Origin of the sequence: Sphingopyxis sp., from assembly GCF_965279725.1 — a bacterium.
Taxonomy (GTDB): Bacteria; Pseudomonadota; Alphaproteobacteria; order Sphingomonadales; family Sphingomonadaceae; genus Sphingopyxis.
The window spans coordinates 271,909-284,604 of sequence record NZ_CBDIIL010000003.1; the positions used below are offsets into that span (position 1 = coordinate 271,909).

11 protein-coding genes and 1 pseudogene are annotated in these 12,696 nt (G+C 62.6%); 6 read left to right on the forward strand and 6 right to left on the reverse strand.

Annotation, left to right across the window (positions count from 1 at the left end; translation table 11 throughout):
• Position 1: 1 nt before the first annotated feature.
• The 3 genes from ACQY6T_RS10095 to ACQY6T_RS10105 all read left to right on the forward strand — a co-directional run bounded on the left by ACQY6T_RS10095 (position 2) and on the right by ACQY6T_RS10105 (position 2,663).
• Positions 2 to 907 (forward strand): NAD-dependent epimerase/dehydratase family protein, encoded by a 906-nt coding sequence (locus ACQY6T_RS10095; RefSeq protein ID WP_428630656.1) that lies wholly within the window; start codon positions 2 to 4, stop codon positions 905 to 907.
• Positions 908 to 1,480: a sugar transferase gene (locus tag ACQY6T_RS10100; RefSeq protein ID WP_428630657.1), complete on the forward strand. Its 573-nt coding sequence runs from the start codon at positions 908 to 910 to the stop codon at positions 1,478 to 1,480. It begins immediately after the preceding gene.
• 166 nt (positions 1,481 to 1,646) lie between these two features.
• The gene (locus ACQY6T_RS10105) at positions 1,647 to 2,663 is read left to right on the forward strand and encodes an NAD-dependent epimerase/dehydratase family protein (RefSeq protein WP_428630658.1); all 1,017 of its coding nucleotides are present in this window, start codon (positions 1,647 to 1,649) and stop codon (positions 2,661 to 2,663) included.
• Positions 2,664 to 2,850: 187 nt separating this feature from the next.
• Here ACQY6T_RS10105 and ACQY6T_RS10110 read toward each other — a convergent pair.
• Both ACQY6T_RS10110 and ACQY6T_RS10115 read right to left on the reverse strand, forming a co-directional pair.
• Positions 2,851 to 2,946: pseudogene (locus tag ACQY6T_RS10110) on the reverse strand (IS5/IS1182 family transposase); the annotation flags it as partial.
• A 250-nt stretch (positions 2,947 to 3,196) separates the two neighbouring features.
• Entirely contained in the window at positions 3,197 to 4,843 is a 1,647-nt protein-coding gene (locus ACQY6T_RS10115) for a sulfatase-like hydrolase/transferase (RefSeq protein WP_428630659.1), read from the reverse strand.
• 123 nt (positions 4,844 to 4,966) lie between these two features.
• On the opposite strand from ACQY6T_RS10115, the gene ACQY6T_RS10120 reads away from it, so the two are divergent.
• Both ACQY6T_RS10120 and ACQY6T_RS10125 read left to right on the forward strand, forming a co-directional pair.
• The gene (locus ACQY6T_RS10120; protein WP_428630660.1) at positions 4,967 to 5,593 is read left to right on the forward strand and encodes a TetR/AcrR family transcriptional regulator; all 627 of its coding nucleotides are present in this window, start codon (positions 4,967 to 4,969) and stop codon (positions 5,591 to 5,593) included.
• The gene (locus tag ACQY6T_RS10125) at positions 5,590 to 6,522 is read left to right on the forward strand and encodes a formylglycine-generating enzyme family protein (RefSeq protein WP_428630661.1); all 933 of its coding nucleotides are present in this window, start codon (positions 5,590 to 5,592) and stop codon (positions 6,520 to 6,522) included. The genes ACQY6T_RS10120 and ACQY6T_RS10125 overlap by 4 nt, the downstream gene beginning before the upstream one ends.
• Here ACQY6T_RS10125 and ACQY6T_RS10130 read toward each other — a convergent pair.
• From ACQY6T_RS10130 to ACQY6T_RS10145, 4 genes are all read right to left on the reverse strand, one after another.
• A complete protein-coding gene (locus ACQY6T_RS10130) occupies positions 6,442 to 8,322 on the reverse strand; it encodes an arylsulfatase (protein WP_428630662.1) in 1,881 nt (626 codons plus the stop codon). The genes ACQY6T_RS10125 and ACQY6T_RS10130 overlap by 81 nt on opposite strands.
• Positions 8,323 to 8,401: 79 nt before the next feature.
• Positions 8,402 to 9,160, reverse strand: coding sequence for an N-acyl homoserine lactonase family protein (locus tag ACQY6T_RS10135; RefSeq protein ID WP_428630663.1), 759 nt, complete (start codon positions 9,158 to 9,160; stop codon positions 8,402 to 8,404).
• Positions 9,157 to 9,945: an enoyl-CoA hydratase/isomerase family protein gene (locus ACQY6T_RS10140; RefSeq protein WP_428630664.1), complete on the reverse strand. Its 789-nt coding sequence runs from the start codon at positions 9,943 to 9,945 to the stop codon at positions 9,157 to 9,159. Before ACQY6T_RS10140 ends, ACQY6T_RS10135 begins: the two co-directional genes overlap by 4 nt.
• A complete protein-coding gene (locus tag ACQY6T_RS10145) occupies positions 9,942 to 10,718 on the reverse strand; it encodes an SDR family NAD(P)-dependent oxidoreductase (protein WP_428630665.1) in 777 nt (258 codons plus the stop codon). Before ACQY6T_RS10145 ends, ACQY6T_RS10140 begins: the two co-directional genes overlap by 4 nt.
• Before the next feature lie 376 nt (positions 10,719 to 11,094).
• On the opposite strand from ACQY6T_RS10145, the gene ACQY6T_RS10150 reads away from it, so the two are divergent.
• Positions 11,095 to 12,687, forward strand: a complete 1,593-nt coding sequence (locus ACQY6T_RS10150; protein WP_428630666.1) for a Na+/H+ antiporter — start codon at positions 11,095 to 11,097, stop codon at positions 12,685 to 12,687.
• The last annotated feature ends 9 nt before the right edge of the window (positions 12,688 to 12,696 follow it).

The window sequence follows — 12,696 nt, forward strand, 5'->3', positions numbered from 1 at the left end:
CTTGGCAATCGCGGTGACGGGAGCAAGTGGCGGCATCGGATCGCGGCTGGTAAATATGCTAAGGTCGCAAGGGCATAACGTGCTGGCGCTATCCCGCCACCGGCCATTGAATCTCGACGCGGCAGTCGCTTGGAAGTCCTACTCGCTCTCGGATCCGGTAGAAGCAACCGCTGGAAAACTGCACGATGTTGATCACGTCGTCCATCTCGCGGCGGCCCTTCCGGGTAGCGCAGCTGACGAACTTGAAACAAGCCACTTCTGGGACAACAATGTCATCGGCACGCAGCATTTGATCGAAGCGATGACGCGCGCAAAGGTCGGGCGACTCATTCTCGCATCCTCGGCCAATATCTACAGGACGGACCAAGGGGAAGTGGCGGAGGATTCCCCGATAGGTCCGCAATCGCGCGTTCATTACCTTGCCTCAAAGGCCACACAAGAATGGCTCGCAGCCAGCATGTGCAAGGATAGAGACATCAGTCGCGCCGTTATGCGCATTTCGTCGGTCATTGGCGATGGGCGCAGTATCGTGGACCGATTGGCCAATGATTTGGCTGCGCAAAATCCTGTTAGAATTGATGACGGCGCCGCCTTCGGGGCAGATTTCATCGAACGCGATGACGTCTGTCGCGGAATTATGCTGGCGATCGAACTCGAGTTGCATGGCGACTATAATCTTTCGTCTGGTACGAGAACCGAATTGATCGACGCGGTGCTCGAACTCGCCAAGATCTTCGACTCTGGCCCCGGTGCAATTAAGATGATGCACGCCGACCGGGCGCCTGACACTGGTTTTCCTGCAATCAATTGCGATAAGCTTCGCAACTTGGGTTTCGAACCTCAGCCAATCGCAGATGTTTTGCGCTGCATTGCGGAGCGAGCCAAGATGAAGGTCGTGGCGGCCTGAATGACGGTCTGGGCTTTCTTCGGCCGCAGTTCGGCGGCGCTGGTACTTTTGATACTATTGCCTGTTAATCTCACGATCGCGCTGCTGTTGCGGATTTTACAAGGCTCCGGCGTCCTTTTTAGACAAGAGCGGTCTGGATTTCGCGGATTGCCGTTCAAGCTGGTCAAGTTTCGGACAATGCGCGACTTGAGAGATTCAGAGGGCAATCTGCTTGCAGACGAAGCGCGAGTTACAGCGATAGGCACATTTTTGCGCAAGACCAGATTGGACGAACTTCCCAGTTTCTGGAATGTGTTAGCGGGCGATCTTGCCTATGTCGGCCCTCGCCCGCTGCTGACCGAAACGGTGCTATCGCTGGGAGAGCGGGGGAAACGACGCGGTGACGTTTTACCCGGATTGACCGGATGGGCTCAGATCAACGGAAACACGATGCTGACGCTGGACGAGAAGGTTTCGCTTGATCTGGCATATATTGAGCGTCGTCGCTGGAATACCGACGCGTACGTCATCATCCGTACGGTCTGGGTGATGATAAACGGAGAAAAGCGCCGTGACGACATACTCATTCCCTGACCTCCGAAATTTTGCGGTTCCGGTCACTCGATCGGACATCGTGGCTCGTGAACGAGGCGGCATCCATCGGAAGATACGCTGTGCACAGCGCTACCTAACCGTGTGAGCACGACATAGCATAGCTTGGTCGGGCAACGCGCCGACCAGAAAAAAGAGGAATAATAACATGACAACGCTGGTTACTGGCGCGGCCGGGTTTATTGGGATGCACGTCGCGGCAGCGTTGCTTGGCCGCGGCAACCGCGTCATCGGCGTTGACAATTTCACGCCTTATTACTCCCTCGATCTCAAACGGGCTCGCATAGAACGCCTGCAGGCAAGCCACGGCGACCTATTTTCTTTTTTGGAGGTCGACTTCGGTGAGGTTGACGCGCTGCCTCGGGCGCTCGCCGGCGAGACGATCGATCATATTGTCCACCTCGGAGCTCAGGCCGGGGTGCGCTATTCACTTGAAAACCCATCAGCCTATATTCATTCGAATATTTCGGGTCACGTCAACATTCTTGAGTTGGCGCGCGATCGGGAAATCTCGCACCTGGTGTATGCGTCATCTTCATCGGTGTACGGCATGCGCGCCGACACGCCATTTCGCGTCGCAGACCGCGCCGACACGCCCATCTCTCTCTATGCGGCGACCAAGCGCGCCGACGAGTTATTGAGCGAAACCTACGCGCATCTCTTCCGGATCCCGCAAACCGGCCTGCGGTTTTTCACGGTGTATGGCCCATGGGGGCGTCCCGACATGGCCGTGTGGAAATTCACCGAAGCTGTGCTGCGAGGGGATGCGATAGACGTTTATAATCATGGCGACATGCTTCGCGATTTTACGTTCATCGACGATATTGTCACCGGCATTACCCTGGCGCTCGATAACCCGCCATTGGACGACGGCCGGCCGAAGCCGGGCGGATTTACCACCCCGCACCGACTGTACAATATCGGGAACAACAAGCCGGAACAATTGCTCGACCTGATCCATATGATCGAAGAGGCCTGTGGTCGGAAAGCCGAAATCAATCTTTTACCGATGCAGGATGGCGACGTTTACCAGACCTTCGCCGACATTGAAGATATCAGCCGCGAACTAGGCTTCGCGCCGACCACACCCATGTCTCTCGGCATCCCAGCATTTGTTAATTGGTATCGGACAGAATGGATAAGCGCTCTCAACCGGCCAGCATAACCCCGAAATTGCCCAATCCAGAGCCCTGCGGCTGGTAATTCATCGCGTCTTTGCCAATGGCGCCTCCGGCCAAAAATATCTCTTTAATACCATCTCGCCTCGCTCCACTCGCCTGCGCAACGGTGGGCCACCACGCGATGAGCTCGTTCTCTGGCGCCGTTCGCGCTGGGTCAGGGTTCGTTGACTGCTACCGCCAGAAGTTGACGGTTGCTGCGAGGGCGAGGGCGGAGAAGAAGGCCGACGGGTGCCGATCGTAGCGTGTTGCGACGCGGCGCCAGTCTTTACCGGACATTTTTCTGACTGCAGGCGGTCGGGGGCTGGAACCCGAGCGCCACGCGCTGCTCTTGCCAATGCATCGGCAGATTGGTCGCCGACAGTGACTTCGCCGCCAGCTTCGCCGGTTGCGAAATCGACCCTAAATGGCAGCGCTTAATTGGTCCGAACGCTGGTGTGGGCGCTGCTGCCGAAGCTTGGAGATCTATGACACGTCGGTTCGATAGCCTTTTTGGCCCGCAAATCGCCGGAAGCGCGGTTCAATTGCTCCAGTAGATATAATCCTGCCCGTCTTGCCACGGCGCGTTCAGCGGGACGTCGATCCGCACTGGGCCTTCGATCAACCCCGGCCAGATCGGTTTGGCCATGCCCTTGTTCTGCGCCTCGATCATCGCACGAAGCGCTGCGACGCGCTGCGGATCACTGGCGGCCAGATCCTTTTGTTCGGTCGGGTCGACAGCCAGATTATAGAGCCGCGCCTTTTCGGGCCGCTTGGTCACCTGCAGTTTCCAGCCGCCGGCACGCACCGCGCGATAATCGCCCGACCGCCAGAACATCGCCGGCCGGCGCGCCGGACCAGCTAATATATTCTGGCTGTCGATTGTCCGGTCCTTCGGCGCCGCAGCGCCCGCCGCCGCCGCGATCGTCGAAAAAATATCGAGATGGCCGGTGACGTCGGCGCGCTGCGTCCCCGGCGCGATCCCGCCGGGCCAGCGCATGAAGAATGGGGTTCGGATTCCCCCTTCGAAAAAGGTTGCCTTCCAGCCGCGGAAGGGGGCGTTCAACCGCTCGATCCCGTTATACCAAGCGCCGCCATTGTCGCTGGTAAAGATGACCAATGTATCGTCATCGATCCCCTGCTCTTTCAGCTTTGCCATCACATCGCCGATGCGTCGGTCGAGTTGTGCGATCATCGCGCCATAGACGCGCGTCTTGTGATCCTTGATCTGCGGCAGGCGATCATAGTCGGCTTTGGTCGCCTGCAACGGCGTGTGCGGCGCGTTGAACGCCAGGTACATGAAGAACGGCCGATTGCGATTGGCCTCGATCGCCTTGATCGCTTCGGCGGCAAAATAGTCGGTCATATGCCCTTGCGGCTGGAACCGCTTGCTGCCGTTGAAGGTCACCGCATAACGCAGGTTGGCCCAGATAAAGCGATCGATCCTGTCCCACGGCAGCTTGGCGTTGACGACGCCTGGATCATCCTCTGCCATGAACATCGCGGCCCCGCCCAGCACCGCGAGGCTTTCGTCGAAACCTTGCGCCTGCGGCTGGAGTGACGGGGATTCGCCCAGATGCCATTTGCCGATGTGGAGCGTGTGGTAACCCGCCGCTTTCACCGCTTCGGCAATCGTCACTTCGCTCGCCGGTACGCCCATGTCGGGATAGTCGGGAAGCGCGGGGGTGATCAAATCCTTGTGGAAGACGGACTTTAGCGGCCCGACACCTTCGCCATGCGCCAGATTTTCGGCAAACTGCACCGGCACCGCGGTAAATTCGAAGCCGAAGCGCGTGGGGTAACGCCCGGTCATCATCGCGGCGCGCGACGGAGAGCAGGTGGCATTGGCGGCATAAGCGGTGGTGAAATTCACCCCCTCGCGCGCCAGTGCATCGATGTTCGGCGTCTTGACGATCCCGCCCCCGACACCGCCGCCATTCAGGCTGATATCATTATAGCCAAGGTCATCGGCGACGATCAGGATGATGTTGGGCCGCCGCTTACCGTCCAGCGGACTGACAGGCGCCTTGGCCGGTCCTTGCTGCCAAACCACGGCGCGGTTCGGCTGCACCGGATCGCGCCAGTCCTGAACCAGGCCAGGCAAGCGATATTTATTCGCTTGAAAACCCCAGTAGCCGCCCGCGCCGAGCGCGGCGACGACGCCCAATGCAATCCACCGCTTCTTCATCGCAATCCCCGGCCCTTGCTGCCAATATTATGACACTATATGTGTCACTATATTCACGGTAGCGCAAGGTGGCGCGCCAACAGGCCATTGACCCCGGCGTTCAGCTGGGCCAGCGGAGAAGCGATGACCAAGGCGGCGAGCAAATCGATTGCGGCACAGGCCGACCCGGCGCGCGTTGATGGCCGCCGCGAACGCGGTCGGTCGAGTCACAAGCGCATTGTCGAGGCAATGATGGAGCTGATCGTCGGCGGCGACCTGGCGCCGAGCGCAGCGCGCGTCGCCGAAGAAGCCGGCATCGGCCTGCGCACCGTGTTTCGGCATTTCGACGACATGGACGCGCTTTACGCGGAAATCACCGCGACCATCACCCAGCGCGTCATGCCAATCGTCGCCGCGCCTTATCCCGCCCAGAATTGGCGCGCCAACGTCCGCGACATGGTGCACCGCCGCGTACGGGTGTTCGAGACGACGCTGCCCTTTCGCCTCGCAGCGAATATCAAGCGCTATCAGTCGCCCTTTCTGATGGGGCAATATAGCAAGGTTGTGCTGCTCGAACGCGAGCTGTTGCTCCGCTTGCTACCGGCGCCAGTCCTGTCCGATCGCATCAACGTCGAGGCGCTGTGCGCCGTGCTGTCGTTCCAGAGCTGGCGCACGCTGCGTCACGATCAGGGCTTGTCGGCAGAGGATGCGGGCAAGGTGACGATGCATATGGTCGAGGCTTTGCTGACGACGATCGGCGACGCCGCGTGAAGCACTGCGGTGCTGCGCTGTTCTCGCTATCCTTGGTCGGCGCGCTGGCAGGGTGCGGCAAGACGCCGCTCGCCGAGACCGCGGCACCGGCCTGCCCAGCGATGCCCAAGCAGGACTATGTATGGATCCCCGGCGCGACCTTTGCGATGGGCGCCGACGCCCGGCTACCCGAGGAAGGCCCGGCGAAAGAGATTTCGGTCGCGGGCTTCTGGATCGCGACGCACGAAGTCACCAACGCCGAGTTTGCCGCGTTCGTGAAAGCAACCGGCTACAAAACCGTTGCCGAGCGCGATCCGCCGCCACTGCCCGGCGCCCCGCCCGACATGCTGATCCCCGGGTCGGCGGTGTTCACCGCCCCCACCGACGGCAATCCGAACTGGTGGCGCTGGGTCGTCGGTGCCGAGTGGCGCAACCCCGCTGGCCCCGCGTCGAATATCGAGGGGCGCGACCGCGAGCCGGTGGTCCAGATCGGTTATGACGACGCGCTCGCTTATGCGCGCTGGGCGGGCAAGACGTTGCCAAGCGAGGAACAATGGGAGTTGGCGGCGGCGACGGGCGGCGCCGATCGGAACACGCCCATCGATGCGGCGGGCAAGCCGCAGGCCAATTATTATCAGGGCGCCTTCCCCGCCCGCGACCTTGGCACCGATGGCTTCACCGGTCGGGCGCCAGTCGCCTGCTTCCCGGCCGACCGCCATGGCGTCCACGACCTGATCGGCAATGTGTGGGAATGGACGACGAGCAAGGCGGGCGGCGAAAGCAATGTCATCAAGGGCGGTAGTTTCCTGTGCGCCGCCAATTATTGCGCGCGCTATCGCCCCGCGGCGCGGCAATTTCAGGAACGCGGCCTAGGCACCGACCATATCGGCATTCGCCTGATCGATCCGGCGCGCGCGGCGCCGACGGTGGATGCCCCAAAACAGCGCTGACAACAGCAGGACGACGCCGCCGACCCACAGCGCGAGGCGGATCAGGCGCTTGCGGCCCTGTTGTTCAAAGGCATAGCGGTTGATCTGTTCGTCGGCGGTATAGCCCGCAGGCATGTCAAGCACGCCGTTCGCCGTCGCATAGGCGCGGTAATCGGCCATCATCGCGGCAAAGCGGTCGGGCATCGCGGCGGTCAGGTCACGCGTTTCGCCGGGATCGGCCTTGATGTCATACAGCCGCCATCGACCATCGCCGGTAGGGGCGAGATTTCGCACCAGTTTGTAATCGCCGCGAAACAGTGCGGAATTGCCTGAAAGTTCATAGCCGAGCGGTGCATCACCATGCACGCTGCGCGCCGCACCAGCGAGCATCGGAACAAGGCTACGCCCGGTAACGGGTTCGACCGTCTTGCCCAGCCAGTCGCCGCCATGTCCAGATACTCCGGCAAGCTCGGTCAGCGTCGGCAGGATGTCGGTGACATGCGCGAGCCCGTCGTTGATCGCGCCGGCGCGTATCTTGCCGTTGCCCGGCCAGGCGATGATCAGCGGCACCCGCAGCCCGCCCTCGGCGGCGCTGAATTTATATCCCGACAAAGGCGAGGCCGCGGCGCTCGCCCAGCCCGGGCCGATCGCGGCAAAGCTGCCGCGCCGTCCGATATTGGCGGTCGCCAGATCATATTGCATGCCCAGGAACAACCGGTTGCGCAGGCTGTGGAACGGGTCGGTCGGCTCGGCGCCATTGTCCGAGAGGAAGACAAAGATGGTGTTGTCATAATCGCCGCTGGCCTTCAGATGCGCAACCAGCCGGCCGACCTCGCGGTCCATCGCGGTCGCCATCCCGGCATAGGCCTGCATCACCCGCACCGCCGCCGCGCGTTCTTCGGCGTCGAGCTTTTTCCAGTCAGGCGTCGTCGGCATCGTCACCAGCGCGGTGCCGGCGGGTACGATACCCAGTACCGCAGCGCGCTTGGCCCGGGCATCGCGCAGCGCCGTCCACCCATCTTTATACATCGCGGCATAGCGCGCGATGTCGCTGTCGGGCGCCTGCACCGGGATGTGGTTGGCGAGGAAATTGATCGAGGCGAGGAAGGGTTTGCCGCTGGTGCGATCCGCCTCGATATAATCGATCATCCGCTGCACCACGAAATGCGACGAATAATAGTCCCTGGGCAGCGTCGCGGGCTTGCCATTTTCGGTCCAGGCGGCGGTATCGTACATGCCCTCAATCGGGCGCTGCTCGAAATTGTCGGCGCCCGCATCGGCGAGGCTGAAGGCACGGGCATAGCCGCGCGCTTCGGGCAATCGCGTCTTGTCGCTGCCCAGATGCCATTTGCCGGTGAGATAGGCATTGTAGCCCGCCGCACCGAACAATTCGGCGATCGTCACCACGCGGTGGTTCATCACCGTGTCGTATCCCGGTTTGCCGCGATGCTGGTCCGGGATCGTTTCGGGCATGTTGCCCAGCCCGTTGCGGTGGTTCATCACCCCGGTCTGGAGCATCGCCCGCGTCGGCGAACAGGATCCTGCGACATGGAAGTTGGAAAAGCGCATGCCGGCATAGGCCAGCGCGTCGATATTCGGTGTCGCGAATTCGGCGCCGAACGATCCGACGTCGCTGAACCCCCAATCGTCGGCGAGCAGGATGACGATGTTGGGGTGACGCGGTGCGGGCGCCGGCCGCTGCGCCTGCGCAGGCGTCGCACCAAGGAGCAGGGCAAATGCGAAGAAGGGGATGGTGATGACAGCGCGCTCGACTCGCCCGGCTGCGGCCGGTGACCCCCCGGTCGTCGAGCGCACTGCCATCTCCCCTCCCCCGCAGATATACTGGCACCCATTATGCCAATATATCTGCGGGCGCAATGAAAGACTTGGCGACGTCCGTTCAGCCTAATGGTTTGCTTTCTTCCAGATTGGCCCATTGGCGACCGTCATGTCCGAACAGGATGCGGGTGCCCGCCTGCCGCTGCCGGTGCAGATATTCCATCGTGCGCACGCCCGCCTCGCGATCGACGACCGCCTTTTGCAAGATCATCAGGTCGAGGTTGCGTTCGGTGTAGCAGCAGTCGGCGGCGAGCAGGATCTCGCTGCCACTCGGCAGCCGGACGACGACGCTCTGGTGGCCGGGCGTATGGCCAAAGGTCGGGACGATCCGCACGCTGCCGTCGCCGAACAGATCGAGTTCGCCGTCGATGGCCCGGACCGGCTGACCGGTCGCATAATCGACCGCTTCGTAAAGTCCCGCTTCCTCGTTCGCCTGCGCCGCCGCGAGTTCGCGCGACTGCACGATCATCGTCGCATTGGGCAGGCTGGCGTTGCCGCCGCAATGGTCGATGTGGAGATGCGAGTTGATCACCCAGTCGATACTGCCCGGATCGACGTCGATCGATTTCAGCCGCGCCGCGATTTCCTGCCCCTCGAACCATTGCAGCCCGAATTTGTTGGCGGGCAGCGCATCGACGAGGGTGCGGCGGTAACGGACCCCCATTCCGGTGTCGAACAGCGCGCGGCCTTTCGGATGGTCGATCAGGAATGACGGCACCGGACCTTTCAGATAATCGCCCTCTTCGCCCTCGATGAAATAGCCCGGGCGGCACTGGAACCAGCCGGTGTTGAAGGCATAGAGGCGCAGCGTATCGGTCACTGCTCGCGATACGCGGGGGCGCGTTTTTCAAGGAAGGCGGCGAGCGCCTCGCGATGATCCTCGGTCGCCGACAGGATTACCTGTTGCCGGTCCTCGATCGCCATCGCGGCGTCGAGGCTTTGCGCGTCGATGTTGAGGTTGAGCGCCTGTTTCGAGAGGCGCAGACCCCAGGGAGCGGTGGCGAGCATTTCGTCGGCGAGCGCAAGGCCGCGGTCGAGCAGCGCCGCCTCTTCGACAATCTCGCTGATCAACCCCGCCGACAATGCGCGCGCGGCGTCGATGAAACACCCGGTCAGGATCATTTCCGATGCGAGGCTGGCACCGACGAGGCGCGGCAGGAAATAGCTCGACGCCATGTCGCAGCCGCCCAGCCCGATGCGGATATAGGCGGCGTTGCAGCGGAAATCGGGCGTGCCATAACGCACGTCGGACGCCAGCAGCAGCGACAATCCGCCGCCGCAGGCCGCGCCTTGGCCGAGCGCGATGATCGGCTGTGGGCAAGCGCGCATCTTGCGATAGATATTGCCGATGCCCGTCTGGGTGCGCAGCGTGCGCAGCACCGGCGTCTCGTCGCTCGACCGATCTTCCTGAATATCGAGTCCGGCGCAGAAACCGCGCCCTGCGCCACGCAGAATGACGACGCGCACCTCAGGCCTGTCGGCAAGCCCGCCGAAATAGGCGTTGAGGTCATCGACAAGACCTTCGTTCAACGCATTGAGCCGATCGGGCCGGTTGAGCGTCGCGATTTCGACCTGCCCGCGCGTCTCGATCAGCAGTTCGCTCACAGCGTCTGTCCGTCGTCGATCGTGATCACGCTGCCCGTCACCCCAACCGAGGCATCGGAGGCGAGGAACAGCAGCGGCGCGTGCAGGTCGGATGCGGGGCGCATACGCTGGCGCGGGAAGCTGGCGATCAGCGCTTTGCCGACGTCGCTGGCGAACATGTCCGCGGTCATCTCGGATTCAAAATAGCCCGGTTGGATGATGTTCACATTGATGCCGCGCCGCGCCCATTCGCGCGCCAGACTGCGCCCCAGATGGCGCACCGCCGCCTTGGTCGCGCCATAGACCGACGTCGCGGGAAAAATCTTGTCGGCGGTGATCGACCCGATCAGGATGATGCGGCCATGCTGCTTTTCGCGGCTGCCCGCTGCATCGAGCCGCTTCGCGCCTTCGGTCGCGGTGAGGAAGACGCCACGAATATTGGCGGCGAGCAGGCCGTCGATGTCGGCAGCCGACAGGCTCATCGCCATTTTTTCGGTTGCGACGCCGGCATTGGCGATGATCGTATCGACGGTGCCGAACGCCGCCTCGGCGGCGTCATAGGCCGCGATGGTCGATGCCTCGTCGGTGACGTCCATGCCGACCCCGACCGCCTCGCCGCCCGCCGCCCGGATCGCCGCCACCTGTTCGGCCAGCTTGTCGGCGCGCCGCGCCGCCAGCACGACGCGCGCGCCGGCCGCCGCCAGCGCTTTCGCAAAACCCGCGCCCAGTCCCGACGAGGCCCCGGTCACCAGAGCCACCCGGCCGGAAAGATCGAACTTCGGTTCTGCTGCCATCACGCGTCCTTTCGCTGCTGCCTTGGTTTTGGCGGTGATTGACGTTTACGTCAATCGAACCGCGCTTTTCAAAAAAACAAAGGAAATGTGTTGACCAGCGAGTTTTGTTCTTCTAATGTTCTCTTGTCGACACCAAACCTCATCCCCCGTCGCAGCTGCCGAGCGTGGCGGGCGGGGGATCAAGGTTTCACACTCTTAGCCCCACGGTCGGAATATGCAGCTTGTCGCGTTGGCGATAACGCTTACGCGCAAATCTGCGCTCCTCACGCTATTGCATTGATCGCCGGGACAATCGGCGGCAGACTTGGTGCCGGATTTCACGGATTAGCGAGGGGGCTCACCATGGCATCATCACGCAGCGTTCGGACCTGAATCGATGCACGCAGTCGAAGCGTTTGAACTCGTCCTGGGCCTGCTCGCGCTCGTCATCGCATTGCACTGGCTGGCGCTCAAGCTGCGCTGGCCGCCCGCGACCGCCCTGCTGGTTGGCGGCGGCGCGCTGGCCTTCATCCCCGGACTGCCGACGATTTCGCTCGACCCCGAACTCGCGCTGGTGCTGTTCCTGCCGCCGCTGCTGATGGACGGCGCTTATTATACCGCGCTGGGCCGCTTCCGGCGCCACCTGCCGGGCATATTGTCGCTCGCGGTCGGTGCGGTCGTGTTCACGACGCTCGCCGTCGGGGTCGTAGCACATATGATCCTGCCGTCGCTGCCTTGGGCGGCCTGCTTCGCGCTCGGCGCCATCGTCTCGCCGCCCGATGCGGTGTCGGCGCGCGCGGTGTTAAAGGGCGTGCATCTGCCGCGACGGCTCGAAGCGTTGCTCGAGGGCGAAAGCCTGCTCAACGATGCGACCGGACTCATCCTGTTCCGCTTTGCGGTCGCGGCGACCCTCAGCGGGGTGTTTTATACCGGCGAAGCGATACAGAGCTTTGCCTTTGTCGCGATCGGCGGCGTGGCCGTCGGCGCCGTGGTCGCCAAAGGCTGGCTGTTCCTGGCGAGACGCTTTCGCGAACCGATGCTTGTCATGCTGATCACGATCCTGCTGTGCTGGGCCGCCTATCTGGCTGGCGAAGCTGTGCATGTGTCGGGGGTGATCGCCACCGTCACCGCCGGCCTCGCCATGGGCTGGTACCAGCACGAGGTTTTGCCCGGGGCTGTCCGCCTGCGCGCCAGCTCGGCTTGGCAGATCTTGGTGTTTGTGCTGGAGGCGATGGTCTTCATCCTGATCGGCTTTTCGCTGCGCGGCGCGATCGAGCGAGTGGGCGGGATCGGGGCCATACCGGCTTCATGGATCACCATGATGGTAGCCGTGGTTCTCACTGTGGCGATCGCCCGCTTCGCCTGGGTATTCGCATCCGAAGCCGTCCTCAAACTCGCTCGCAGGGCTGGGCTGAACCGCGCCCGCCCGCTCGGCTGGCGGCAGGCGACGGTGCTGAGCTGGGCGGGGATGCGCGGCGTCGTGACGCTGGCGGTGCCGCTGACGCTGCCTGTCGACATGCCCGGCCGCGATCTGATGCTGATCTGCGCATTCGCGGTCATCTTTGTGACGGTGGTGGCGCAGGGGTCGAGCCTGGGCATGCTCATTCGCAAGGTCCAACCGGTCGATACCGATCCCCCGGCAAAAATGGCGATGCCCGCCGCCGAAGCCGCCATGGCGCGCGCGCGGTTCGCGGTGATCGAAAAGCTCGCTTATGACGAAAACGGTACGCTCATCCATCCGATGATGCTCGAAGAACATCGCAAACGGCTGGGTTTCATGGAGCGTTACGAAGCCGATGCCGGGGCCGCAACGGACGGGTTGCGGTCGCATTTCGACGTGCTGCTTGCGGCCATTGCGGCCGGACGCACCGAACTGATCCGCATGCATCGCGCCGGGTTGATCGAGGACGAGGTACTCCACGAACTCGAGCGCGACCTCGACGTCGAGGAACTGGCAATGACGCTTCAGCGCGGCGATCCGCAAGCATAGAGCACCGGC